Source organism: Pseudomonas sp. GW821-FHT02B10, from assembly GCF_059421865.1.
In genome coordinates, this window is the sequence record NZ_JBWKVU010000002.1 from 254,451 (window position 1) to 277,357 (window position 22,907).

A 22,907-nucleotide genomic window follows, 5' to 3' on the forward strand; every position below is an offset into this window, starting at 1 on the left:
CGCGTTTGAATGTGGCGCGAAACCTGCTGCAAACACTTTCCTGTACCACGCTTTTGCATGCTGACGAGGGTGATCTGGGGCGTGTCACTCAGGCGCTGTATCTGTTGCTGGATGATGGTTGTGATGTGTTGCAGGCGGCGCAGTGCAAGGCGTTGGGGGAGGGGGCAGTGGTTTGATGCCGTGTGTCCGATTCTCGGTTTTTCAGGTTGATTTATATCTGTACTGATATAGGTTGTGATCTGTGCTTTTGGCTTTTCTTGTGCCTGGCCACGCTTTGAAACAACCCGGTCGCGCGCTGTGGCGGTCGGGTTGTTTAACCTCTCTGGGTCAGTAACGGGAGAGGTTCGATGCCTAGGCACAAGGATGTGGTGTTTGTCGGGAGCGCGCTCCGGGACCTCCGGGCTTTTCCGCTGGATGCGCGAAGGGCCGCGGGTTTTCAGCTGGATCTGTTGCAGCAGGGCGAGCCGCCCTATGACTGTCGGTCGATGAAAACCGTGGGGCCGGGGGTGTTCGAGATCAGGATCAGTGAGGATTCAGGAGCGTTTCGGGTGTTTTACGTGGCCAACCGGCCCGCGGCCATTTATGTGCTGCACGCCATGCGCAAGACCACCCGCAAGACCGAAGCGCGGGACATCGAGCTGGCTCGGGCCAGACTTCAGGAGATAAGTGCACGCCATGACCGATCACATGCATACCGAGCGTTTCGCCAGTGTCTGGGACGCGCTCGAAGGTTCGCCTCAGGAAGCCGCCAATATGCGCCTGCGCTCCAAGCTCATGCTGGAGCTGGGCAAGACCATCAAGGCCTGGGGTGTTTCGCAGAAGGAGGCCGCCAGGCGGCTCAATATCACCCAGCCGCGGCTCAACGACGTGCTCAGCGGCAAGATCAACAAGTTTTCCCTGGATGCGCTGGTCAACCTCTCCGACGCCGCGCACCTGGGCGTCGATATCAGTTTCAGTCCGTCGGCAATGGAACCTCTGGTGCAGGGTTGATTCATACAAAGTCCACGTCGGGCTGCTAGCCTGACTTCAGGCTTTCCTCAGAATCTTGCCCATGTTCATGCACCTGCTGTTTTCCTGCGGTCTGTTGCTGGCTGCCACCTCGGCCATGGCCATGACCATCTACAAGTCCACCGACGCCAACGGCGTGGTGTCCTACAGCGACCGTCCGTCGCCGGGCGCCCAGGTGTTCGTGTTTCGCGATCGCATGGTCGAGCACCTGGAACGCCAGGTGCGTCTGGACGTCGAGAAGAGCTGGGGCGTGGACAGCGTCTTTGTGCGTAACGACCTGTATGCGCCGGTGGAGATCGAGCTGGGGTTTACCGGCCTGAAGAACATCCGCAGTGCCCCCAGGCAGCCGATTCGCCGGGTGCTGCCGGCCCGCAGCCGACAGCGCCTGGCGCAGCTCACGGCCATGCAGGCGGGCAAGCCGCTGATCTATGTCCCGCAGTTTCGTTACTCCCTGGGCGACCCTGCGGGCGCCGCCCAGGCTTATCGTTACCCGCTGCCCTGGCGTGGCGGCCCCTTTCGCCTGACCCAGGGCGCCAACGGCCGGTACAGCCATTTCGGCCCCAAGAGCCGCTATGCCATGGACATCGCCATGCCCGAGGGCACGCCGATCATCGCGGCGCGTGGCGGGGTGGTGGTGAAGACCGAGAACCGCCAGAGCGGGCGCGGCACCGACCCTTCCGGCAATTTCGTGCGGGTGTTGCACAACGACGGCACCATGGGGGTGTACCTGCACCTCAAGCGCGGCTCGGTAAGCGTGCGTGAAGGCCAGCGGGTCGTGGTGGGCAGCCCGCTGGCGTTGTCGGGCAACACCGGCAACAGCAGCGGCCCGCACCTGCACTTCGTGGTGCAGCGCAATACGGGGCTGGGGCTGGTGTCGATTCCCTATCAGTTCAACCAGCCCATCGGCAGCCTGCCGAACTTCGCGCTGGGCAAAAAGTAGTCATGTAGCCGCTGCCGAAGGCTGCGATAAGGCCGAAGGCCTTCAGCGATCTCAAGATCCTGCGCCCGCTTCGTCGGAGTGCCGCCCAGGTGATCGCAGCCTTCGGCAGCGGCTACAGGGTGATCGGCGGAACAGGTGATAATCGGGGGAGGGGATCGCGAGCAATCGAGCCTCGACCGGCTGCTCCTACAGATGAACGCGGTTCATTTGTAGGAGTGAGCTTGCTCGCGATGAGGTGTCAGACCGTGCTCAATCGAGCATCAACACCTTGGCCAGGACGATTTTCGGGCCTTTCATCTTCTTGATGATGATGCGCAGGCCTTCGACCTCCATGACCTCTTCTTCTTCCGGTACCCGTTTCAGGGTCTCGTAGACCAGGCCGGCGAGGGTTTCGGCCTCGATATGGTCCAGGTCGATGCCCAGCAGGCGTTCCACCTTGAACAGCGGGGTATCGCCGCGCACCAGCAACTTGCCGGGCTGGTAGGCGAGGATGCCGCGCTCGGCCTTGCGGTGTTCGTCCTGGATATCGCCGACCAGTACTTCCAGCACGTCTTCCATGGTCAGGTAGCCGATGATCTTGCCGTCGGCTTCTTCCACCAGGGCGAAGTGCGAACCGCCTTTACGGAACTGTTCCAGCAGCTGCGACAGCGGCATGTGCCGGGAAACGCGCTCCAGCGGGCGGGTCAGCTCGGCCAGGTTGAACGATTCGGGGATGTGGTCCAGCGCCGCCAGTTCCAGCAGCAGGTCCTTGATGTGCAGCAGGCCGACGAACTCGTTGCGCTCGCTGTCGTAGACCGGGTAGCGGCTGAACTTGTGGCGGCGGAACAGGGCGAGGATCTGCTTCAGCGGCGCGTTGAATTCCACGCTGATCAGGTCTTCCCGGGAGTTGGCCCAGTCCACCACTTCCAGCTCGCCCATTTCCACGGCCGAGGCCAGTACGCGCATGCCCTGGTCGCTGGGGTCCTGGCCCCGGCTGGAGTGCAGGATCAGCTTCAGTTCTTCGCGGCTGTAGTGGTGCTCGTGATGCGGGCCGGGCTCGCCCTGGCCGGCGATGCGCAGGATGGTGTTGGCGCTGGCGTTGAGCAGGTAGATCGCCGGGTACATCAACCAATAGAACAGGTACAGCGGCACAGCGGTCCATAGCGACAGCAGCTCGGGCTTGCGGATGGCCCAGGACTTGGGCGCCAGTTCGCCGACCACGATGTGCAGGTAGGAAATGATGAAGAAGGCGGTAAAGAACGACACGCCCTTGACCACTTCCGCCGAATCCACGCCCACGGCGCTGAGCAGCGGCGCCAGCAAATGCGCGAAGGCCGGCTCACCGACCCAGCCCAGGCCGAGGGAGGCCAGGGTGATCCCCAGCTGGCACGCGGAAAGGTAGGCATCCAGCTGGCTGTGTACGGTGCGCAGGATCTGCCCGCGCCAGCCGTTCTTGTGGGCGATGGCCTCGACCCGGGTCGAGCGCAGTTTGACCATGGCGAACTCGGCGGCTACGAAAAAGCCGTTGAGCAGAACCAGGAGCAGTGCAAAAAGAATCATGCCGAAGTCGGCGAAAAGAGACGCGAGGGTAAAACCAGGGGAAGGGTCCATGATGGAGTTTTGCGGGTTCCGTGTATTCGAAAAAGAGAGAAATGCGCGGCGCAATGGCCGGCGCAAGCCAGCCAATGTAGCGGCTGGCAGGGCGATTGCCTAGTGGTGCGTGGCTGTCACCGCTGGTCGGTCAGGGTGTTGGCACGCAATCTTTTCACCTGGGCCGGGGCGAAATGGCAGGTAAAAGTGCTGCCGTGGCCCGGTACGCTGCTGATCTCCAGGCGCGCCCGATGGCGCAGCAGCACATGCTTGACGATGGCCAGGCCCAGGCCGGTGCCGCCGGTGTTGGAGTTGCGGCTGGAGTCGACCCGGTAGAAGCGTTCGGTCAGGCGTGGCAAGTGCTTGCTGTCGATGCCGATCCCCGAATCCTGCACGCTCAGGTGCGCGCCTTGCTCGTCGCCCCACCAGCGGATGCGGATGTTGCCCTCGGCCGGGGTGTATTTCACAGCGTTGAACACCAGGTTGGAAAAGGCGCTGCGCAGTTCCGCCTCGCTACCCTTGAGCTGGATCTGCGCGTCGGCTTCCAGGGTGATGCGCTGGTTGCGCTCCCCGGACAGCGCCTGGGCATCGCTCTTGATCGACTGCAGCAGCACGTCGATCGGCACCGGCTGGTTGTCCGACGGGTAGTCGGTGGCTTCCAGCTTGGCCAACAGCAGCAGGTCGTTGAGCAGGGTCTGCATGCGCCCGCCTTGCTGCTGCATCTGCTGCAGGGCGCGGCTCCAGCGCGGATTCACTTCCTCGACGTTATCGAGCAGGGTTTCCAGGTAGCCGCAGATCACCGTCAGCGGCGTGCGCAGCTCGTGGGAGACGTTGGCGATGAAGTCTTTGCGCATCTGTTCCAGTTGGTGGATGCGGGTCACGTCGCGCACCAGCATCAGGTGTTCGTTGTTGCCGTAGCGGGTGATGTACAGCTGGATGCGTACCCGGTCGTTGGTCGGCGAGGGGATTTCCAGCGGCTCGTTGTAATTGTCCTGCTCGAAATATTCCTTGAAGCGCGGATGGCGCACCAGGTTGGTCACCGGTTGGCCGCTGTCCTGCGGGGTCTTCAGGCCCAGCAGGGTTTCCGCGGCGCGGTTCCACCATTCCAGGTTGCCGTCGCTGTCGAGCATGATCACCGCGTCTTTCAGGGCCGCGGTGGACTCCTGGACCCGGTCGATCACCGCTTGCAGGCGCCCGCGCACCCGTTGGTCGCGGCGTTGCAGGTGGTAGATGCTGTCGAACACCTCGCCCCACAGACCGTAGCCATCGGGCGGTGCTTCATCGGGTTGGTGCAGGCGCAGCCATTCGTGCAGGCGCAGCAGTTGCTTGAGGGTCCAGGCCAGGTAGATCCCCAGGCCGATGGCCAGGCTCCAGCCGTAGTAACCGCTGATTAGGCCCACCAGCAGGCAGCCGGTGACCAACAGCAGCATGTGGCGAATCAGGGTGCCATGCCAGTTCTGGTTCACTTAACACGCGTCCTTGTAAGCGTCTGGCGAATAAGGGGCCGGCTTCAGGCCTTGGTGGAAAAACGGTAGCCGGTGCCGCGCACGGTTTGTACCAGATTCTCGTAGGCATCGCCCAAGGCTTTGCGCAGGCGGCGGATATGCACGTCGACGGTACGCTCTTCGACATAGACGTTGCCGCCCCAGACCTGGTCCAGCAACTGGCCACGGGTGTAGGCGCGTTCCTGGTGGGTCATGAAAAATTGCAGCAGGCGGTATTCGGTCGGGCCCATCTCGGCCGGTTTGCCGTCGATGGTCACGCGGTGGCTGATCGGGTCCAGCAGCAGGCCGCCGACTTCGATCGGTGCCTCGCCGTCGGTCGGGCCAGCGCGGCGCAGCACGGCCTTGAGGCGCGCGACCAGCTCGCGAGGGGAGAATGGCTTGGTGATGTAGTCGTCGGCGCCGACTTCCAGGCCCTGGATCTTGTTGTCCTCTTCGCCCTTGGCGGTGAGCATGATGATCGGGATGTCACCGGTCAGCTCATCGCGTTTCAGGCGCCGCGCCAGCTCGATGCCGGAGGTGCCGGGCAGCATCCAGTCGAGCAGGATCAGGTCGGGCTTGCGGTCGACGATGATGGCATGGGCCTGCTGGGAGTTCTCCGCCTCCAGGCAGTCGTAGCCGGCCATTTCCAACGCAACGGCGATCATTTCGCGAATGGGCGCTTCGTCGTCAACGATCAGAATGCTCCTGCCAACCATGCTTAATCCTCTTGTCATTTAACTGTCTTGCGCCGCATTAGATAACGGAATTATTGCAGTCGTGTGACAGTATTTTAGGTGCTGGTGCGAGGGCTGCATTCGTGGACTAAGCTTTGGGTCCGAATCCTGACAACCACCAAAGAAGGTTTCCATGACTCAACACACGCAATCCTGGAAAGCCCTGTTGCTGAGCGCTGCGCTGGCCCTGCCGGGGCTGGCGTTCGCTGCGGAACCGGCGATGACCAAAGACGGTATGTTCGTCGACCACAAGGGCATGACCTTGTACACCTTTGCCAAGGACAGCGGCGGCAAGTCCATGTGCAACGACAAGTGCGCCGCCAACTGGCCGCCGCTGATGGCCGCCAGCGGCGACAAGGCGATGGGCGAGTGGACCGTCATCAAGCGTGACGACGGCTCCATGCAGTGGGCCTACGACGGCAAGCCGCTGTACACCTTCGTGATGGACAAGAAAGCCGGTGACATGACCGGCGACGGCAAGATGGATGGCGCCTGGAAAGTGGCCAAGCCTGATTGATCGTAGTGTTTCTTCGCGGGCCAGCCTCGCTCCTACAGAAACGGTAGGTATGAGGCTGGCCTGCGATAACGGTCCTCAGCGAACGGCGTAATCCACGACTATCCCCAGGAAAATCGCCAACCCCGCCCAGTGGTTATGCAGGAAGGCCTTGAAGCACTTCATCCGGTCGCGATCGCGGGTGTACCAGAACTCCCAGGCAAAACACCCGGCCGCCACCAGCAAACCCAGGTGGAACCAGATACCCAACTCGAAACGCGCGCCCGCCAGCAGCAGGCACACCAGCGCCAGGCCCTGCAGGGTCAGAATGATCACCCGGTCGGCTTCGCCGAACAGGATCGCGGTGGATTTCACCCCGATCTTCAGGTCGTCGTCGCGGTCGGTCATCGCGTAATAGGTGTCATAAGCCACGGTCCACAGCAGGTTGGCGATGTACAACAGCCAGGCGGTGGCCGGCAGCTCGCCGGTTTCGGCAGTGAAGGCCATCGGGATGCCCCAGGAGAACGCCGCGCCCAGCACCACTTGCGGGTAATAGGTGTAGCGCTTCATGAAGGGGTAGCTGGCCGCCAGGGCCAGGCCGCCCAGCGACAGCCAGATGGTCGTCGCGTTGGTGCACAGCACCAGCAGGAAGCTGATGAACATCAGCACGGCGAAGAACACCAGGGCTTCCCTGGAACTGATCTTGCCGCTGACCAGCGGGCGCTGTTCGGTGCGTTTCACGTGGCCGTCGACCTTGCGGTCGGCCCAGTCGTTGATCACGCAGCCGCCAGCGCGGGTGAGGGTCACGCCGAGGACGAAAATCACGATATTGGCCAGCGATGGCGAGCCTTCGCCGGCAATCCACAGGGCCCAGAGGGTCGGCCAGAGCAGCAGGTAGATGCCGATCGGCTTGTCCATGCGGGTCAGCTGGATAAAGTCCCAGGCGCGTGGATTCAGGTGGTTGAGGGATTTGAGCAGGCTCTGATACATCAGCGGTTCTCCGGCTGGGCGCCGACGGCGCTCCACAGGGACGGCAGGAAGATTTCGGCGACCAGCACGCTCAGGGCTGCGCGATCGAAGCGCGAACGGCGGGCCCAGAGGTCATCGGCCTGCACCTCGTCGGGCAGCCACGGGCGTGGGTAATGGCAGACCTCGATGGGGCGGCGCTGAAAGGCCTGGTCACAGAACAGCAGCTCGCCCAGGGAGCGGCTGCCCAACTCGTCCATGTTCAGCCCGCCATCTTGCAGGGCACTGCGGGCCGCCACGCTGCGGGCGAATACCCAGGCCTGGCCGTGACCGCGCAGATACACCTCGCGTACCCAGCCCTGGCTGCCTGGCTGCAGGTCCAGCGCGGCGCATTCGTCGGCGCGCAGGGGCTGCCAGCCCTCGACCAGCGGCGTCACGCTGAAGCCGTCGTTGGAGAGACGGGTCAGGCGCCGGGTCAGCGAACCTTCATCGAACAGCCAGTCGAGGGTCTGTACGTCGGGGAGGGGTGTCAGCCGGCTTTGCGAGAGCCAGTCCGGGGTGGAAAATGCAGAGATTGAGTGCGGCACAGTGGGTCATTATTGGCAGCAAATGAGGCCGCGAGCTTAGCATGGTGCCAGGCGATTTTTCCGCAATGGAGCGGCCGCCTGCAGCGAACGTGCTTGCATCCGTCGGTGCTCATCAGTACAAAACGCGCTGGGCCGGACACGCCCCCTGGCGTCATCCAGAGTCGATTCATCGACCATCCCGCCGGCAACAGCCTGAGAACCTGAGGAAACGCGTAAATGAAAAAGTGGCAATGTGTGGTCTGCGGCCTGATCTACAACGAAGCCGATGGCTGGCCGGACGACGGAATCTTGCCCGGTACCCGCTGGGAAGACGTGCCTGAAGACTGGCTCTGCCCGGATTGCGGCGTCGGCAAAATGGATTTCGAAATGATCGAAATCGGCTGATCACACCCTGTGATCCCCTGAACCTGAAGGAGTAAGGAATGAACGCACCTGTCGTCATCGTGGGCACCGGGCTGGCCGGCTACAACCTGGCCCGGGAGTTTCGCAAGCTCGATAGCGAAACGCCGCTGCTGCTGATCACCGCCGATGACGGGCGTTCCTATTCCAAGCCGATGCTGTCCACCGGCTTCGGCAAGAACAAGGAAGCCGACGGCCTGAGTATGGCCGAGCCCGGCGCCATGGCCGAGCAATTGAAGGCCGAGGTGCGCACCCATACCCGCATCAGCGGCATCGACCCTGGCCACAAGCGCCTGTGGATGGGTGAAGAGGCGGTGAACTACCGCGACCTGATCCTGGCCTGGGGCGCGGAAACCGTGCGCGTACCGGTGGAGGGCGATGCTGGCGACCTGATCTTCCCGATCAACGACCTGGAAGACTACGCGCGCTTTCGCGCGGCTGCGGCCGGCAAGCGCCGGGTGCTGCTGCTGGGCGCCGGCCTGATCGGTTGCGAGTTCGCCAACGACCTGATCCTCGGCGGTTATGCAGTGGACCTGGTGGCGCCTTGCGAGCAGGTCATGCCGACGTTGCTGCACCCTGCGGCCGCCGCCGCGGTGCAGGCCGGGCTGGAAAGCCTGGGCGCGCGCTTCCACCTGGGGCCGGTACTCAATCGCTTGCAGCGCACGGCGGATGGCCTCGAGGCACATCTGTCCGACGGTGAAGTGATTGCCTGCGATCTGGTGGTGTCGGCGATCGGCCTGCGTCCGCGCATTGACCTGGCCGCCGCCGCGGGGGTGATGGTCAACCGTGGGGTGGTGGTCGACCGGCATCTCAAGACGTCCCACGCCAACATTTATGCCTTGGGCGACTGCGCCGAGGTCGATGGGCTGAATCTGTTGTACGTCATGCCCCTCATGAGTTGTGCGCGAGCGCTGGCGCAGACCCTGGCGGGTAACCCGACGGCAGTCAGCTATGGCCCGATGCCGATCACCGTGAAAACCCCGGTTTGCCCGCTGGTGGTTTCGCCACCGCCACGCGGCCTGGAGGGCGTGTGGACGGTCGAAGGGCAGGGCGCCGACATCAAGGCGCTGTGCCGCGATGCCAGCGGCAAACTGCTGGGCTATGCGCTGACCGGGGCCGCGGTCATGGACAAACTGGCCCTGAACAAAGAGCTTCCCGGCTTGTTGGCCTAAATACCGGTCGTTCTGTCGGAATAATCATGTGTTTGCCACTACAAAGGTCGCGCAGAGACTGGCGCCACTCCTAACTGCGTGCCATCCTCACACCCGTCTGCCGCAGAGTAGAGCCTGCGGCGCCTTGGGCGCTGTTCTGGAAGAACAGCACGGACATAACAACAAAAAACCGTCAAAGAGGCTTCACTATGCGTAAACCAGAACTCGCCGCTGCAATTGCTGAAAAAGCGGATCTGACCAAAGAACAAGCCAACCGCGTTCTCAATGCCGTTCTCGAAGAAATCACTGGCGCCCTGCATCGCAAAGACAGCGTCACCCTGGTAGGTTTTGGAACCTTCCTGCAGCGTCACCGTGGCGCCCGTACCGGCAAGAACCCGCAAACCGGTGAGCCGGTGAAGATCAAGGCCAGCAACACGGTAGCTTTCAAGCCAGGCAAATCGCTGAAAGACAGCGTCAATCCATAACTGTTGCGAACTCCCTCGATAGCAGGGAGAACCGTATTGAAAAATGGGCAAGCCGATAACTCGGATGCCCATTTTTTATGGATGGTTGTTCGGCATATAAAGAACGGGAATGCATGCAGCAAGTTTCGCGGGAACTACATCTGTATTGCTCAAAAAACATACAGACTGTTTGATGGCAAACTATCGTCTTGAGTGACATCATATTGGTGGCACTTTACAAAGTTAGAGGCGTCCACGACTGCACTCTTTCATAAAAGTTCAGGATTAGGATTTATTTCCGTACCCGGCACTTTCGATTCTGCCTGGCATTACCCCTTAATCATTGAATCGCTCTCTGGTTTATATCGCGCAAGGCTCTGGCCCGCGGCTTCTGGCGTTGCTGGTTGGAATAGGGATTCAACTGGTTGTCTAGGGGGAAACCCTGCCATATATAAGGCAATCTCTTACGAACAGCCGATGACAGTTCGTCTTGTTGTTTGAGGGGATGCTTGCTAGTGGCCATCATACTGATTACGATGCGCGCTCTTGAAAGAGCAGGACTCAATTGGATGAGTACCAGCAATTGCTCTTCGATACTGTCCAGCCCGCGAAAAAAGTCTCGCGTGCGTATAGACCGTAATCTCAAAAAAGGCCATGGATGTCCTACTCAAGTAAACTTTCTGCCCATTACCTCGAACTCGCCAAAGCCTCTGTTTCCAAAGAGAGTTTTGCGGGCGAGGACGTTCGCTTCTCCAGCGAATACGAGGCACTGGAAAGTGAGCTGGGCAAAGCCCAATCCATGCACGAAAGCGGTCAAATCGACTGGCTGAAAATCCTCGAAAACAGTGAAGCGCTGCTGCGTACCCAGTCCAAGGATCTGCGGGTGGCCGCCTGGCTCACCTGGGCGCTGTATCAGCGTGAATCCTTCCCTGGCCTGCTGGCCGGCCTTGGTCTTCTGCAGCACCTGTGCGAACAGCATTGGGCGCAGATCCACCCCGCCAAGCTGCGTACCCGGGCTGCCGCTGTCGGCTGGCTGGTGCCGCGTCTCGAGCAGGTGCTGGGCGAAAACATCGCGATCAAGGAGCAGTTGCCGCTGTTCCGCCGCCTGGTGGAACACCTGGAAGGGCTCGATGCCGCGCTCACCGAGCATCTGGGTGACAATGCGCCCTTGCTGCTGCCGATCTGCCGGCGGCTGTCGACCATGGTCCAGCGCGCCGCCGACAACCAGCCAGAACCCGGCGCCGTGGGCGCGGTGGTGGCGCAGGTCAAGCAGGCCGCGACCCAGCTGTTCACGCCTGGCGCGCCGATCGACAACGAGAAGGAAGCGCAGAAGGCCCTGCGTGCGATGCAGGAAAACGCCCGCCCACTGAGCGCCTGGTGGCTCAAGCAGAAGGCCACTGACGTACGCGCCCTGCGCCTGAACCGCACCATGCTGTGGTTGCCCATCGATGCCGTCCCGGAACGCAACGCCGAGCAGATCACTGCGTTGCGCGGGCTGCCGGCCGACAAGCTCAAGACCTACCAGGAGCGTTTTGCCAATGGGCAATACGCCGACCTGTTGGTGGAGCTCGAAGCCAGCCTGGCCAGGGCGCCGTTCTGGTTCGACGGCCAGCGCATGGTCTGGGAATGCCTGCAGGGGCTGAACGCCGACCAGGCGATGCGCGAAGTGGAGTTTCACTTCGCACTCCTGTTGCAGCGCCTGCCGGGGGTGGTCGAGTTGCGTTTCCACGACGGCGCGCCTTTCGCCGACCCGGCCACCCGCGGCTGGATCAGCGCCCATGTCATGCCCCATCTGCAAAGCGCCAGCGCGCCGCGCAAGGTCGAAGCGACCGCCATCCAGCCAGCCTGGGAAGAAGCCCTCGAAGAGGTCTTGCCGATCCTGCGCAAGGACGGCCTCAAGGCCGCCGTGCAGGTCCTCAAGCAAGGCCTGCAGAACGCCCATGGCGGGCGGGTGAGATTTTTCTGGCAGTTCAGCCTGGCGCGGCTGTGCTTCATGGCCAAGAAATACGAGCTGGCCAAGACCCAGCTCGAAACCCTCGATCAAGAATTACTGAGCTCGGGCCTGCATGCCTGGGAGCCGGATCTTGCGTTGGAAGTGCTGCACCTCCTGCATAGCTGCTGTGAGTTGTTGCCGCAGAACCACGCAGTGCGAGAACGCAAGGAAGAGATTTATCGCAGGCTGTGCCACCTCGACCTCGAAGTGGTACTCGAATAGGCCCCAGGGCCAACAACCGCAAGGAGAAAAGCCATGGCCAAAGAAGGCTCGGTAGCCCCCAAGGAACGCATCAACGTCACCTTCAAACCCGCCACCGGCGGTGCTCAGGAAGAGATTGAACTGCCGTTGAAGCTACTGGCAATCGGTGATTACACCCAGCGCGTGGACGAGCGCAAAGTGGAAGACCGCAAGCCGATCAGCATCGACAAAATGACGTTCGACGAAGTGCTGGCCAAGCAGGAGCTGAGCCTGACGCTGAGCGTGCCTAACCGTCTTCAGGAAGAGGGCGACACCGAAGAGCTGGCGGTCAAGCTGCGCGTCAACTCGATGAAGGACTTCAACCCGGCCAGCCTGGTCGAGCAAGTGCCTGAGCTGAAAAAACTGATGGAACTGCGCGACGCGCTGGTGGCCCTCAAGGGTCCGCTGGGTAACGCCCCTGCATTCCGTAAAGCCATCGAAGGCGTACTCGCCGACGACGAATCGCGCGGTCGTGTACTCGGTGAGCTGGGCCTGAACGCCGCAGCCACCGAAGCCTGAGTCTCTATCAGTCAAGGAAGCCAAACACTATGAGCACTAGTGCAGCACAACAGAAAAGCAACGAGAACGGCGAGTACAGCATTCTCGACAGCATCATCGCCGAAACCCGCCTGACTCCGGACGACGAAGCCTACGACATCGCCAAGCGCGGCGTGTCGGCCTTCATCGAAGAGCTGCTCAAGCCTCAGAACAATGGCGAGCCAGTCAAGAAGGCCATGGTTGACCGCATGATCGCCGAGATCGATGCCAAGCTCAGCCGCCAGATGGACGAAATCCTGCACCACGAAGACTTCCAGTCCCTGGAATCGGCCTGGCGTGGCCTGCAGTTGCTGGTCGACCGCACCAACTTCCGCGAAAACATCAAGATCGAAATCCTCAACGTCTCCAAGCAGGACCTGCTGGACGACTTCGAAGATTCGCCGGAAGTGATGCAGGCCGGCCTGTACAAGCACATCTACACCGCTGAATACGGCCAGTTCGGTGGCCAGCCGGTGGGCGCGATCATCGCCAACTACTTCATGTCGCCAAGCTCGCCTGACGTGAAGCTGATGCAGTACGTGTCCAGCGTTGCCTGCATGTCCCACGCGCCGTTCATCGCCGCGGCCGGTCCGAAATTCTTCGGTCTGGAAAGCTTCACCGGCCTGCCGGACCTCAAGGATCTGAAGGATCACTTCGAAGGCCCGCAATTCGCCAAATGGCAGAGCTTCCGCCAGTCGGAAGACTCGCGCTACATCGGCCTGACCGTACCGCGCTTCCTGCTGCGCAACCCGTACGATCCGGAAGAGAACCCGGTCAAATCCTTCGTCTACAAGGAAACCGTTGCCAACAGCCACGAGCATTACCTGTGGGGCAACACCGCGTACGCGTTCGGTACCAAATTGACCGACAGCTTCGCCAAGTTCCGCTGGTGCCCGAACATCATCGGCCCGCAGAGCGGAGGCGCGGTGGAAGACCTGCCGCTGCACCACTTCGAAAGCATGGGCGAGATCGAAACCAAGATCCCGACCGAGGTACTGGTCAGCGACCGTCGTGAATACGAACTGGCCGAGGAAGGCTTCATCTCCCTGACCATGCGCAAAGGCAGCGACAACGCGGCGTTCTTCTCCGCAAGCTCGGTGCAGAAGCCGAAGTTCTTCGGCATCAGCGCCGAAGGCAAGGCCGCGGAGCTGAACTACAAGCTCGGCACCCAGCTGCCGTACATGATGATCGTCAACCGCCTGGCTCACTACCTCAAAGTGCTGCAGCGCGAGCAACTCGGTTCGTGGAAAGAACGTACCGACCTCGAGCTGGAACTCAACAAGTGGATCCGCCAGTACGTCGCCGACCAGGAAAACCCGAGCGCCGAAGTGCGTGGCCGTCGTCCGCTGCGCGCCGCGCAGATCATCGTCAGCGATGTGGAAGGTGAGCCGGGCTGGTACCGCGTCAGCCTGAACGTGCGCCCGCACTTCAAGTACATGGGTGCCGATTTCACCCTGTCGCTGGTTGGCAAGCTGGACAAAGAGTAACCAGGAGCTAGGTCATGACCGGATACGGCAGCCTTTTCGAACGCCTGAGTGGCGAGGCCGACAAACGTGTCGGCTGGAGCCGCGAGGTTTCCGCCATGGCGTCGGTGGCTGCCCATCTGGGCAAGATGCTCAGCACCCGTGCGGGCAGCGTGCAGACGCTGTCCGATTACGGGTTGCCCGATCTCAACGACATGCGCCTGAGCCTGCACGACGCCCTGAGCCAGGCCCGCCTGGCCATCGAAAGCTTCATCGAAGCCTACGAGCCGCGTCTGAGCAACGTGCGTGTCGTTTCCCTGCCGCGTGATCACGACCAGCTCAAGCTGGCTTTCAATATCGAAGGCCTGCTTGAGGTGGACGGGTTCAAGCGCCAGGTCAGTTTTTCCGCGCGCCTGGATGGCAGCGGTCAGGTCAAGGTCAGTTAAGGAGACGAGGATGTCAGGTAAACCCGCAGCACGCGTCAGCGACCCTACCGCCTGCCCGCTCCCCGGCCACGCAACCAATCCGATCGCCGCCGGTTCCGGCGATGTATTCTTCGACGGCCTTGCGGCCGCCCGCCAGGGCGATGCCTCGGCCTGTGGCGGAGCGATGTCCGGCGGCCTGGCGACCACGGTGCTGATCAACGGCAAGCCGGCGGCGACTGTCGGCTCGGTGGGCACCCACGGCAACACGGTCACGGCCGGCTCGGGGACGGTGATTATCGGCAATTCGCATTCGGCGGCGCCGTTTGTTCCACCGACTCCATTGATGCTTTTCTCGCATTGCCAGCATGTTGTGATGGAGGACCAGGATGGAAATCCACTTCAGGATATTCCTTACCTGATTACAACTGCCAAAGGCGAAGTTATTTCCGGGCAAAGTGATGCTATGGGTAGAACTCAGCTTATAGGAGGTAAGGAAGGAGAAACCTTCGACTTCCACGCAGCCATTGATGGAGTATCGGCGTGAGTGCGGAAGTGCTATCTACTTTAATGGCTCGATCTATTGCCTTGACTCCAAAGGCAGAGCCAACACCAAAGAAAGTTACCTACAAGGTGTTTTGGAAAACGACAGCTCTTTGGACTGACGTGGATATTGCTGCTTATCATGATGAAGCACCATTGATTGCAGAGAAACTAATCAGTGAACAGTATTGGGATAAGAACGGGGCGATAAGCAATAATAAATTCACATGTGAAGACTTTGCTCTAAGGATGCTCTGCGAGTTTTCAGCTAAGAGAGGGCTTCCCGTAAAACTGAAAACGGGTGTCAGAGTCTATAGAGATATGGAGAATTATAACGCTGCTGAACATGATCGCTATGCTTCAAATATGTATGGCTTCTCAGAAATGGTCATGTTGACTTACGGCGCTCCAGATATGCAAAAGACGGGTGAGAATACCTTGCCCGTAGTAGCGGCAGAAAACTTGATGCCAGGCGATATTCTTGCTCAGGCTCTAGATCGCCCAGGAGATATTGCGCACCATATTCAAGTCGTGGTCGGAGTAAGTGCCACAAGAATTGATATAAGGCAGGGAGATACAGGTGGTTGGAGCACCCGCCCTTATACAACCTTCAAAAGAATGATTGGTTCTAATATGGCTGATCCTCAGAATGATGGATATGCAGGCCTGGCGATTGGAAAAGGATTTTACGAAAAAAAGCCGGTTGGGTGGAGCTTTCATAATTTGGTTAGAAACTCGACGCGTGAAGATTTTCTGAAAATCTTCCAACTCTACCGCTGGAATTTCATGGGGTTCAATAAGTGATGGATCTTAAAGGTTATTTGGCGGTGTTGGCGGATAGTGACCTGTTTGGTGTTTTGGCAATAGTCTGTTTTTTTGTGGCGATTAGTGGCCTGTTTGCTGATGTTAGAAATTCTAAGTGGCATAGGGTTTTAGCTTTTTTGTGTCTGATGTCTATTCCGTTGCTTGAGGTGGTTGGTAGCTACTTCGCTAATTTGCCCCCGGCCTGAATGCTGATTTTGGGTGGGCTGAATGAATATGGAAGGCTACTTTACAGGGTTGTTTGATAATGACTGTTTCGGGATTCTGGCGCTTATTTGTTTTGTGGTTAGCGGACAGGCCAAGGTCAGTTAAGGAGGCGACGATGTCAGGTAAATCCGCAGCAGGTGTCGGCGACCCGACACCTGCCTGCTCTGGACGGTCAATTATCGGGAGCTTGCAAATCGGCTTTATGACGAAGGGCTTCGTTGAAATGATGCGATATTTCGTTATCTTCATTTCTCTTGTCATGCTGTCTCTGAGCTTTATCGAACCCAAAGCCCCGTGGAGAATTAGTTTCAACTTTATGGGCTTGTTGCTCCCTCAGGTGGCGTATACATTTTTTTTCGTGGTTTGTATTTTTCTTTATTTTCCGATGATAGTTGTCGGTCTTTATTATTTTGTAAAAAGTGCAGTTCGTTTGGTCAGGTTTCGAGATCTCAGGGGTGGGTTCGAGCCGTTTACTTTGTTTGCGCTCATCGTGGTGAGTTTGAGCCGGTTCGGTGATTGGGTTGTTTATGAGATTTTCTAAATTCCAACCTTGTCGCTGCAATCAATGGGTGTCCCGTGAATTGTTCTAACGGGCCAATGCCAGCCATTGCTGCACCCTCGATGAAGGGTAAGGCGTTCAGGTTGCTCAACGCATTCCTTTGCTCAGTCGGCTTGCTGGCGATTCTGCTGCTGTTTGCGCTGCTGTTTACCTGGCAGCGGGATACCCCGCCAAAACTGTTCGCTCATCCCAATGCATTGTGGGTTGGCGCTGAGGATGGTGGCGTGTTCGTCGAAATCGCCAAGGCCGAGGCACCGGATTATTACGTCGAGATCCGGCACGAGAATGGGGACATCTGGACTGAAGGTTGGATCCGGTACGACGGCAAAGATGGCTTTCCGCTGAGTGCCGCGGCCATTACCGGGTTTGGTGGTGAGGCGCTTTATCTACAGACCAGCGTTGCGATTACCTCTGAAAAAGCGGGGGCGCAGTAATCATGGGAGAAAGGGATCGCATGCTCAGTGCAGGCCGCCGTCGCTTGCTTGTCACAGCCCTCTGGATTCCGCTGGCCGTTCTCCTGCTTATGCTGCTGGACGAGTGGCTGAGTGGCGTTCCCTTGAACGTCGAGATGTTCGAGGCCCATGCGTTGAGCATGGGCATTGTGGCGTACATCGCCTTTGCCCTTCTGGAAATGCGCCTGCTGCGTGGCAAGAGCGAGCAACAAATACTCGCGCGGGTCTGGCTCGGGCCGTTGGTGTTTCTCCCTTTCTATGCTGTTCCGTGGATGCTTTTCCAGTTGGGAAAAATGCTTAGCGGTGCTGCCAGTGACGTAGCAATGATGTTCGGTTGGCTGGTGTTCATTCCGTGTGTGCTCATCGTGGGCTACGTGGTTTCCGGGCTGACGGTTGCGCTCTACAGGACGGTTTATTCATGAGATTCAATACCAGGCAGGTAACCCGTGTCCTTTAACCACTACTACCAAAGCGAACTCACCGCGCTGCGCCAACTGGGTCGCCGTTTCGCCGAGCGTAGTCCGGCCCTGGCGCCGTTCCTGGGCCAGGCCGGGCGGGACCCGGATGTGGAGCGCCTGCTCGAAGGTTTCGCCTTCCTCACCGGTCGCCTGCGACAGAAGCTCGACGACGAGCTGCCGGAGCTCAGCCACTCGTTGATGCACTTGCTGTGGCCGAACTACATGCGGCCGTTGCCGGCGTTCAGCATTTTGCAGTTCGACCCGCTGAAGCAGTCCGGGCCGGCCCTGCGCGTGGAGCGTGATACGCCGGTGGAGAGCAAGCCCATCGATGACGTGCGCTGCCGCTTCCGCACCTGCTACCCGACCGAAGTCCTGCCGCTGGACCTGACGGCGCTGAATTACTCGGTGAAAGGCGACGGCGCGCTGCTCAGCCTGCGCCTGGAGATGAGCTGTGACGGCCACCTCGGCGAGCTGAACCTCAGCCGCCTGCGCCTGCACCTGGCGGGCGAGCGCTACATCAGCCAGATGCTCTACCTGAGCCTGCTGCGCAACCTCGAAGGCATCGAGCTGGTGCCGCTGGGCATGGACGGCAAGCCGTTCCCGGGTGTCAGTGGCAATGCCATGTCGTTCAAGATGCCCGGCAACCGCGTGCAGCCGGTGGGCTTCGCCGAGGAAGAGGCGTTGATCCCGTATCCGCTGAATACCTTCCGCGGCTATCGCTACCTGCAGGAGTATTTCGCCTTCCAGGACAAGTTCCTGTTCGTCGACCTGAACGGCCTGGACCTGCTCAAATCGCTGCCGGAGGACACCCTCAAGCAGTTGCACGGCCTGGAAGTGCGCTTCGACATTCGCAAGAGCGGCATCCAGCGCCTGCGGCCGACCCTGGACAACGTGAAGCTGTATTGCACGCCGATCGCCAACCTGTTCAAGCACGACGCCCTGCCGATCCGCCTCGACGGCAAGCAGGACGAGTACCTGCTGCTGCCGGCCGAATACGACCTGGAAAACTGCGGCGTGTTCTCGGTGGAGACCGTGACCGGCTGGAAGCCCGGCGGCCTGGGCTACCAGGAATACGTGCCGTTCGAATCCTTCGAGCACGACCCGAGTTTCGACGTCCCGCAAAGCCGCCCGCACTACAGCATCCGCCAGCGTTCCTCGCTGCTGCACGACGGTCTGGACACTTACCTGAGCTTCGGCATCCGCCACACCGAGGCCCACGAAACCCTGTCCATCGAGCTGACCTGCACCAACCAGAACCTGCCGCGCCGGCTCAAGCTCGGCGAGATCAACCAGGCGTGCGAGGAAACCCCGGAGTTCCTCAGTTTCCGCAATATCACCCCGGCCACCTCGAGTTACGCGCCACCGCTGAACCGCGACTTCCTGTGGAAGCTGATCAGCAACATGTCGCTCAACTATCTGTCGCTGGCCAACGTCGATGCGCTCAAGGTGATTCTCGAAACCTACGACTTGCCGCGCTACTACGACCAGCACCTGGAAAAGGTCAGCAAGCGCCTGCTGGGCGGGCTCAAGTCGATCCGCCACGAGCATGTCGACCGGCTGCATCGGGGCCTGCCGCTGCGCGGTTTGCGCACCGAGCTGACCATCGATCCGGAAGGCTATATCGGTGAAGGCGACATGTTCGTCTTCGCCTCGGTTCTCAACGAGTTTTTCGCTCTTTACGCCAGTCTCAACTCGTACCACGAGCTGCGGGTAAAAAGTACACAGGGAGAGGTGTACCAATGGACACCACGCATGGGTCTACAGCCCCTGCTTTAAGTGGGCTGACCCGGGTCATTCGCGAGTACTCGCTGTTTCAGGCCGTGCTGCTGGTGGTGGACCGGCTGCGCGATTCCCACCCGGGCCTGAGCGAAGAGGATCTCTACGACCAGCTGGAATTCCAGGCCAATCCGAGCCTGGGTTTCCCTGGCAGCGACGTCGATCGCGTGGAGTTTTTCGAAGAGCACGGGCAGATGCGCGCGCGCCTGCGGTTCAACCTGATCGGGCTGTTCGGCTCCGGCTCGCCGCTGCCGGCGTTCTACGGTGAACAGGCCCTGGGCGACAGCGAAGACGGCAACCCGACCCGCAACTTCCTCGACCTGTTCCACCATCGCCTGCAACGGCTGATGCTGCCGATCTGGCGCAAGTACCGCTACCGCGCCAGCTTCAAGAGCGGCGCGCTCGACCCGTTTTCCGCCCAGCTGTTCGCCCTGATCGGCCTCGGCGGCGAGGACATCCGCAAGGCCAAGGAGCTGAACTGGAAGCGCCTGCTGCCGTACCTTGGCCTGCTCAGCCTGCGGGCCCACTCGGCGGCGCTGATCGAGGCCGTGCTGCGCTACTACTTCAAGCATGCGGACCTGGTGATCGAGCAGTGCATCGAGCGCCGGGTGGAGATTCTCGAAGAGCAACGCAACCGCCTGGGCCGCGCCAACAGCCAGCTCGGCGAAGACCTGGTGCTGGGCGAACGGGTGCGCGACCGCAGCGGCAAGTTCCGCATCCATATCCGCCAGCTCGACTGGCAACGCTTCCACGAATTCCTGCCGATCGGTTTCGGCTACCAGCCGCTGTGCGCGCTGGTGCGGTTCACCCTGCGTGACCCGCTGGACTACGACATTCGCCTGGTCCTGCGCCAGGAAGAAATCCGCGAACTGCGCATCGGTGAGCAGAACGCCTGTCGCCTGGGGTGGACCAGTTGGCTCGGCCGCGAACGCGCGGACGGCGTGGTGACCCTGGGCAGCAAAATTCATTAAGGACAGATGACATGATCAACGTAGACCTGCAGCAACTGATCCAGGCGCTGGACGCCGAAACCCGCCGTGACCTGGAAAGCTCCGCCGAACGCTGTGTTGCCCGGGGCGGCAGCAAGATCCTGGTCGAAGACCTGCTGCTGGGCTTGCTGGAGCGCCCGCAAGGCCTGCTCGCACGCGCGTTGCAGGACGCCGAAGTGGACGCCGGCGAGCTGAGCGCGGCGCTGCAATCGCGGGTCGAGCACAGCGCCTCGCGCAACCCGGTGTTCGCTCCGGAGCTGGTGCAGTGGCTGCAGGACGCCTTGCTGGTGGCCAACCTCGAACTGGGCCAGAGCCAGGTCGAGCAGGCGGCGCTGATCCTCGCGCTGCTGCGCAACCCGATGCGTTACGCCGGTAGCCGCTACCAGCCATTGCTGGCCAAGCTGAACATCGAACGGCTGAAGGATTTCGCCCTGTCGCAGAAGGAAGAGCCGGCCAGCGGCAAGCCGGCGGCGCCGGGCGAATCGCTGTTGCAGCGCTTCACCCACAACCTGACCCAGCAGGCGCGCGAGGGCAAGCTCGACCCGGTGCTGTGCCGCGATGGCGCGATCCGCCAGATGGTCGACATCCTTGCCCGTCGCCGCAAGAACAACCCGATCGTGGTCGGCGAGGCCGGTGTCGGTAAGACCGCGGTGGTCGAAGGCCTGGCCTCGCGCATCGCCGCCGGTGAAGTGCCGCAAGTGCTCAAGGGCGTCGAGCTGCTGTCGCTGGACATGGGCCTGCTGCAAGCGGGCGCCAGCGTGAAGGGCGAGTTCGAGCGCCGCCTCAAGGGCGTGATCGACGAGGTCAAGGCTTCGCCTAAGCCGATCATTCTGTTTATCGACGAAGCCCACACCCTGATCGGCGCCGGTGGCAACGCCGGCGGTTCCGACGCGGCCAACCTGCTCAAGCCAGCCCTGGCCCGTGGCGAGCTGCGCACCATCGCCGCCACCACCTGGGCCGAGTACAAAAAGTACTTCGAGAAAGACCCGGCCCTGGCCCGTCGCTTCCAGCCGGTGCAGTTGCACGAGCCGACCGTCAGCGAGGCGGTGACCATCCTGCGTGGCCTGGCCCAGGTCTACGAGAAAAGCCACGGTATCTACCTGCGCGACGACGCGGTGGTGGCCGCGGCCGAACTGTCGGCCCGCTACCTGGCCGGCCGCCAGCTGCCGGACAAGGCGGTGGACGTGCTCGACACCGCCTGTGCCCGGGTGCGCATCAGCCTGGCGGCGGCGCCGGAGAGCCTGGAGCGCCTGCGTGGCGAGCTGGCCGAAGGTGGCCGTCAGCGTCAGGCGCTGCGCCGCGATGCCGAGGCCGGCCTGGTGATCGACCAGGAAGCCCTGGACGCGCTGGAGGCCCGCCTGGCCGAGGCCGAGGCCGAGCAGCAAGCCCTGGAAACCCTGTGGAGCGAACAGCGCACCCTGGCCGAGCGCCTGCTCGAACTGCGCCAGCAACTGGCCAAGGCCCGCGAGGCCGCGGCGGTCGAGCCGACCGTCAGCGTTGAAGAAGATGCCGAAGGCACGGTGATCGAAACCCTTGCCGCTGAAGTGGAAGAAGGACAGAGCGTCGAGGCGCTGGAAGCCGCGCTCAACGAAACCCATCGCGCCCTGAGCGATGCCCAGAGCCAGGAGCGTCTGGTCAGCTTCGAAGTCTGCCCGCGCCTGGTGGCCGAAGTGATCAGTGCCTGGACCGGCGTGCCGCTGACGCAACTGGCCCGCGAGCACAACGCCAAGGTGGCGAGTTTCGCCACCGACCTGCGCGCGCGCATTCGTGGTCAGGAGCAGGCGGTGCATGCGCTGGATCGTTCGATGCGCGCCACCGCCGCCGGCCTGAACAAGCCGGACGCGCCGGTGGGCGTGTTCCTGCTGGTGGGCCCGAGCGGCGTCGGCAAGACCGAAACCGCCCTGGCCCTGGCCGACCTGCTGTATGGCGGCGACCGCTTTATCACCACCATCAACATGTCCGAGTTCCAGGAGAAGCACACCGTGTCGCGCCTGATCGGCGCGCCTCCAGGCTACGTCGGCTACGGCGAGGGCGGCATGCTCACCGAGGCGGTGCGGCAGAAACCCTATTCGGTGATTCTGCTCGACGAGGTCGAGAAAGCCGACCCGGACGTGCTCAACCTGTTCTATCAGATCTTCGATAAAGGCGTGGCCAACGACGGCGAAGGGCGCGAGATCGACTTCCGCAACACGCTGATCCTGATGACCTCCAACCTGGCCAGCGACCGCATCAGCGCCCTGTGCGAGAACGGCGAGCGGCCGAGTGCCGAGACCCTGGAAGAGACCATCCGCCCGGTGCTCAGCAAGCACTTCAAGCCGGCGCTGCTGGCGCGCATGCGCGTGGTGCCGTACTACCCGGTGGGCGGCCCGGTGCTGCGCGAGCTGATCGAAATCAAGCTGGGCCGTTTAGGTGAGCGCCTGAACCGTCGCCAGCTGGATTTCACTCACTGCCAGAACCTGGTCGACCACTTGGCCGAGCGCTGCACCCAGAGCGAAAGCGGCGCGCGCCTGATCGACCATCTGCTCGATCTGCACGTACTGCCGCTGGTAGCCGACCGCCTGCTGGACGCCATGGCCACCGGCGAGAACCTCAAGCGCGTGCACGCGACGCTCGACAGCAGCGGCGGCGTGACCTGCGAGTTCGCCTGAGGT

24 protein-coding genes and 1 pseudogene are annotated in these 22,907 nt (G+C 61.3%); 20 read left to right on the forward strand and 5 right to left on the reverse strand.

Annotation, left to right across the window (positions count from 1 at the left end):
- Positions 1 to 347: 347 nt before the first annotated feature.
- From AC07VU_RS04990 to AC07VU_RS05000, 3 genes and pseudogenes are all read left to right on the forward strand, one after another.
- Positions 348 to 668: pseudogene (locus AC07VU_RS04990) on the forward strand (type II toxin-antitoxin system RelE/ParE family toxin); the annotation flags it as partial.
- A 7-nt stretch (positions 669 to 675) separates the two neighbouring features.
- The gene (locus AC07VU_RS04995) at positions 676 to 990 is read left to right on the forward strand and encodes a helix-turn-helix domain-containing protein (protein ID WP_037004383.1); all 315 of its coding nucleotides are present in this window, start codon (positions 676 to 678) and stop codon (positions 988 to 990) included.
- Between the two features lie 61 nt (positions 991 to 1,051).
- Entirely contained in the window at positions 1,052 to 1,948 is an 897-nt protein-coding gene (locus AC07VU_RS05000; protein ID WP_007928535.1) for a peptidoglycan DD-metalloendopeptidase family protein, read from the forward strand.
- Between the two features lie 249 nt (positions 1,949 to 2,197).
- Here AC07VU_RS05000 and AC07VU_RS05005 read toward each other — a convergent pair whose 3' ends face one another.
- From AC07VU_RS05005 to phoB, 3 genes are all read right to left on the reverse strand, one after another.
- Positions 2,198 to 3,538, reverse strand: coding sequence for a hemolysin family protein (locus AC07VU_RS05005; RefSeq protein WP_007930300.1), 1,341 nt, complete (start codon positions 3,536 to 3,538; stop codon positions 2,198 to 2,200).
- A 116-nt stretch (positions 3,539 to 3,654) separates the two neighbouring features.
- Positions 3,655 to 4,947 (reverse strand): phosphate regulon sensor histidine kinase PhoR, encoded by a 1,293-nt coding sequence (phoR, locus tag AC07VU_RS05010; protein ID WP_238437595.1) that lies wholly within the window; start codon positions 4,945 to 4,947, stop codon positions 3,655 to 3,657.
- Positions 4,948 to 5,027: 80 nt separating this feature from the next.
- On the reverse strand, positions 5,028 to 5,717 hold the full coding sequence (gene phoB, locus AC07VU_RS05015) for a phosphate regulon transcriptional regulator PhoB (protein ID WP_007896474.1): 690 nt from the start codon (positions 5,715 to 5,717) through the stop codon (positions 5,028 to 5,030).
- Positions 5,718 to 5,868: 151 nt separating this feature from the next.
- Here phoB and AC07VU_RS05020 point away from each other — a divergent pair, with 151 nt between their 5' ends.
- Positions 5,869 to 6,252 (forward strand): COG4315 family predicted lipoprotein, encoded by a 384-nt coding sequence (locus AC07VU_RS05020; protein ID WP_007930297.1) that lies wholly within the window; start codon positions 5,869 to 5,871, stop codon positions 6,250 to 6,252.
- 75 nt (positions 6,253 to 6,327) lie between these two features.
- Here the strand turns inward: AC07VU_RS05020 and ubiA are convergent, their stop codons facing one another.
- Complete coding sequence (gene ubiA / locus AC07VU_RS05025) at positions 6,328 to 7,218, reverse strand: 4-hydroxybenzoate octaprenyltransferase (protein ID WP_495029581.1); 891 nt, start codon at positions 7,216 to 7,218, stop codon at positions 6,328 to 6,330.
- On the reverse strand, positions 7,218 to 7,781 hold the full coding sequence (locus AC07VU_RS05030) for a chorismate--pyruvate lyase family protein (RefSeq protein ID WP_274305026.1): 564 nt from the start codon (positions 7,779 to 7,781) through the stop codon (positions 7,218 to 7,220). Before AC07VU_RS05030 ends, ubiA begins: the two co-directional genes overlap by 1 nt.
- 216 nt (positions 7,782 to 7,997) lie before the next feature.
- On the opposite strand from AC07VU_RS05030, the gene AC07VU_RS05035 reads away from it, so the two are divergent.
- The 16 genes from AC07VU_RS05035 to tssH all read left to right on the forward strand — a co-directional run bounded on the left by AC07VU_RS05035 (position 7,998) and on the right by tssH (position 22,904).
- Entirely contained in the window at positions 7,998 to 8,165 is a 168-nt protein-coding gene (locus AC07VU_RS05035; RefSeq protein ID WP_007930291.1) for a rubredoxin, read from the forward strand.
- Between the two features lie 38 nt (positions 8,166 to 8,203).
- A complete protein-coding gene (locus AC07VU_RS05040; protein ID WP_007930289.1) occupies positions 8,204 to 9,352 on the forward strand; it encodes an NAD(P)/FAD-dependent oxidoreductase in 1,149 nt (382 codons plus the stop codon).
- A gap of 188 nt (positions 9,353 to 9,540) precedes the next feature.
- The gene (locus AC07VU_RS05045; protein WP_003213368.1) at positions 9,541 to 9,816 is read left to right on the forward strand and encodes an HU family DNA-binding protein; all 276 of its coding nucleotides are present in this window, start codon (positions 9,541 to 9,543) and stop codon (positions 9,814 to 9,816) included.
- Positions 9,817 to 10,453: 637 nt separating this feature from the next.
- Positions 10,454 to 12,010, forward strand: coding sequence for a type VI secretion system protein TssA (tssA, locus tag AC07VU_RS05050; RefSeq protein WP_495029582.1), 1,557 nt, complete (start codon positions 10,454 to 10,456; stop codon positions 12,008 to 12,010).
- Positions 12,011 to 12,043: 33 nt separating this feature from the next.
- Complete coding sequence (gene tssB, locus AC07VU_RS05055) at positions 12,044 to 12,547, forward strand: type VI secretion system contractile sheath small subunit (protein WP_007930286.1); 504 nt, start codon at positions 12,044 to 12,046, stop codon at positions 12,545 to 12,547.
- A gap of 29 nt (positions 12,548 to 12,576) precedes the next feature.
- Positions 12,577 to 14,052 (forward strand): type VI secretion system contractile sheath large subunit, encoded by a 1,476-nt coding sequence (gene tssC / locus AC07VU_RS05060; RefSeq protein WP_053263125.1) that lies wholly within the window; start codon positions 12,577 to 12,579, stop codon positions 14,050 to 14,052.
- A gap of 14 nt (positions 14,053 to 14,066) precedes the next feature.
- Complete coding sequence (gene tssE, locus AC07VU_RS05065; RefSeq protein ID WP_007930282.1) at positions 14,067 to 14,474, forward strand: type VI secretion system baseplate subunit TssE; 408 nt, start codon at positions 14,067 to 14,069, stop codon at positions 14,472 to 14,474.
- A gap of 10 nt (positions 14,475 to 14,484) precedes the next feature.
- Positions 14,485 to 14,997, forward strand: a complete 513-nt coding sequence (locus AC07VU_RS05070; protein ID WP_274305023.1) for a PAAR domain-containing protein — start codon at positions 14,485 to 14,487, stop codon at positions 14,995 to 14,997.
- A complete protein-coding gene (locus AC07VU_RS05075) occupies positions 14,994 to 15,797 on the forward strand; it encodes a hypothetical protein (RefSeq protein ID WP_495029583.1) in 804 nt (267 codons plus the stop codon). Before AC07VU_RS05070 ends, AC07VU_RS05075 begins: the two co-directional genes overlap by 4 nt.
- Positions 15,797 to 16,003 carry a hypothetical protein gene (locus AC07VU_RS05080; protein ID WP_277590050.1) on the forward strand — a complete coding sequence of 69 codons (207 nt, stop codon included), beginning with the start codon at positions 15,797 to 15,799 and terminating at the stop codon, positions 16,001 to 16,003. Before AC07VU_RS05075 ends, AC07VU_RS05080 begins: the two co-directional genes overlap by 1 nt.
- A 134-nt stretch (positions 16,004 to 16,137) precedes the next feature.
- Positions 16,138 to 16,563, forward strand: a complete 426-nt coding sequence (locus AC07VU_RS05085) for a hypothetical protein (RefSeq protein WP_274305021.1) — start codon at positions 16,138 to 16,140, stop codon at positions 16,561 to 16,563.
- Positions 16,564 to 16,664: 101 nt separating this feature from the next.
- Positions 16,665 to 17,015: a hypothetical protein gene (locus tag AC07VU_RS05090; RefSeq protein ID WP_274305020.1), complete on the forward strand. Its 351-nt coding sequence runs from the start codon at positions 16,665 to 16,667 to the stop codon at positions 17,013 to 17,015.
- Between the two features lie 20 nt (positions 17,016 to 17,035).
- Complete coding sequence (locus AC07VU_RS05095) at positions 17,036 to 17,455, forward strand: endosialidase catalytic beta-propeller domain-containing protein (RefSeq protein ID WP_495029584.1); 420 nt, start codon at positions 17,036 to 17,038, stop codon at positions 17,453 to 17,455.
- Positions 17,456 to 17,479: 24 nt separating this feature from the next.
- Entirely contained in the window at positions 17,480 to 19,267 is a 1,788-nt protein-coding gene (gene tssF / locus AC07VU_RS05100; RefSeq protein WP_007930278.1) for a type VI secretion system baseplate subunit TssF, read from the forward strand.
- Positions 19,231 to 20,238, forward strand: a complete 1,008-nt coding sequence (tssG, locus tag AC07VU_RS05105; RefSeq protein ID WP_495029585.1) for a type VI secretion system baseplate subunit TssG — start codon at positions 19,231 to 19,233, stop codon at positions 20,236 to 20,238. The genes tssF and tssG overlap by 37 nt, the downstream gene beginning before the upstream one ends.
- 11 nt (positions 20,239 to 20,249) lie before the next feature.
- On the forward strand, positions 20,250 to 22,904 hold the full coding sequence (gene tssH, locus AC07VU_RS05110; protein WP_007930275.1) for a type VI secretion system ATPase TssH: 2,655 nt from the start codon (positions 20,250 to 20,252) through the stop codon (positions 22,902 to 22,904).
- The last annotated feature ends 3 nt before the right edge of the window (positions 22,905 to 22,907 follow it).

What these genes read in the sequence shown, in the direction of transcription:
- AC07VU_RS04995 (WP_037004383.1), top strand. Translation starts at nt 676, where the DNA reads ATGACCGATCACATGCATACCGAGCGTTTCGCCAGTGTCTGGGACGCG.
- AC07VU_RS05000 (WP_007928535.1), top strand. Translation starts at nt 1,052, where the DNA reads ATGTTCATGCACCTGCTGTTTTCCTGCGGTCTGTTGCTGGCTGCCACC.
- AC07VU_RS05005 (WP_007930300.1), bottom strand. Translation starts at nt 3,538, where the DNA reads ATGGACCCTTCCCCTGGTTTTACCCTCGCGTCTCTTTTCGCCGACTTC.
- phoR (WP_238437595.1), bottom strand. Translation starts at nt 4,947, where the DNA reads ATGCTGCTGTTGGTCACCGGCTGCCTGCTGGTGGGCCTAATCAGCGGT.
- phoB (WP_007896474.1), bottom strand. Translation starts at nt 5,717, where the DNA reads ATGGTTGGCAGGAGCATTCTGATCGTTGACGACGAAGCGCCCATTCGC.
- AC07VU_RS05020 (WP_007930297.1), top strand. Translation starts at nt 5,869, where the DNA reads ATGACTCAACACACGCAATCCTGGAAAGCCCTGTTGCTGAGCGCTGCG.
- ubiA (WP_495029581.1), bottom strand. Translation starts at nt 7,218, where the DNA reads ATGTATCAGAGCCTGCTCAAATCCCTCAACCACCTGAATCCACGCGCC.
- AC07VU_RS05035 (WP_007930291.1), top strand. Translation starts at nt 7,998, where the DNA reads ATGAAAAAGTGGCAATGTGTGGTCTGCGGCCTGATCTACAACGAAGCC.
- AC07VU_RS05040 (WP_007930289.1), top strand. Translation starts at nt 8,204, where the DNA reads ATGAACGCACCTGTCGTCATCGTGGGCACCGGGCTGGCCGGCTACAAC.
- AC07VU_RS05045 (WP_003213368.1), top strand. Translation starts at nt 9,541, where the DNA reads ATGCGTAAACCAGAACTCGCCGCTGCAATTGCTGAAAAAGCGGATCTG.
- tssA (WP_495029582.1), top strand. Translation starts at nt 10,454, where the DNA reads ATGTCCTACTCAAGTAAACTTTCTGCCCATTACCTCGAACTCGCCAAA.
- tssB (WP_007930286.1), top strand. Translation starts at nt 12,044, where the DNA reads ATGGCCAAAGAAGGCTCGGTAGCCCCCAAGGAACGCATCAACGTCACC.
- tssC (WP_053263125.1), top strand. Translation starts at nt 12,577, where the DNA reads ATGAGCACTAGTGCAGCACAACAGAAAAGCAACGAGAACGGCGAGTAC.
- tssE (WP_007930282.1), top strand. Translation starts at nt 14,067, where the DNA reads ATGACCGGATACGGCAGCCTTTTCGAACGCCTGAGTGGCGAGGCCGAC.
- AC07VU_RS05070 (WP_274305023.1), top strand. Translation starts at nt 14,485, where the DNA reads ATGTCAGGTAAACCCGCAGCACGCGTCAGCGACCCTACCGCCTGCCCG.
- AC07VU_RS05080 (WP_277590050.1), top strand. Translation starts at nt 15,797, where the DNA reads ATGGATCTTAAAGGTTATTTGGCGGTGTTGGCGGATAGTGACCTGTTT.
- AC07VU_RS05085 (WP_274305021.1), top strand. Translation starts at nt 16,138, where the DNA reads ATGTCAGGTAAATCCGCAGCAGGTGTCGGCGACCCGACACCTGCCTGC.
- AC07VU_RS05095 (WP_495029584.1), top strand. Translation starts at nt 17,036, where the DNA reads ATGCTCAGTGCAGGCCGCCGTCGCTTGCTTGTCACAGCCCTCTGGATT.
- tssG (WP_495029585.1), top strand. Translation starts at nt 19,231, where the DNA reads ATGGACACCACGCATGGGTCTACAGCCCCTGCTTTAAGTGGGCTGACC.
- tssH (WP_007930275.1), top strand. Translation starts at nt 20,250, where the DNA reads ATGATCAACGTAGACCTGCAGCAACTGATCCAGGCGCTGGACGCCGAA.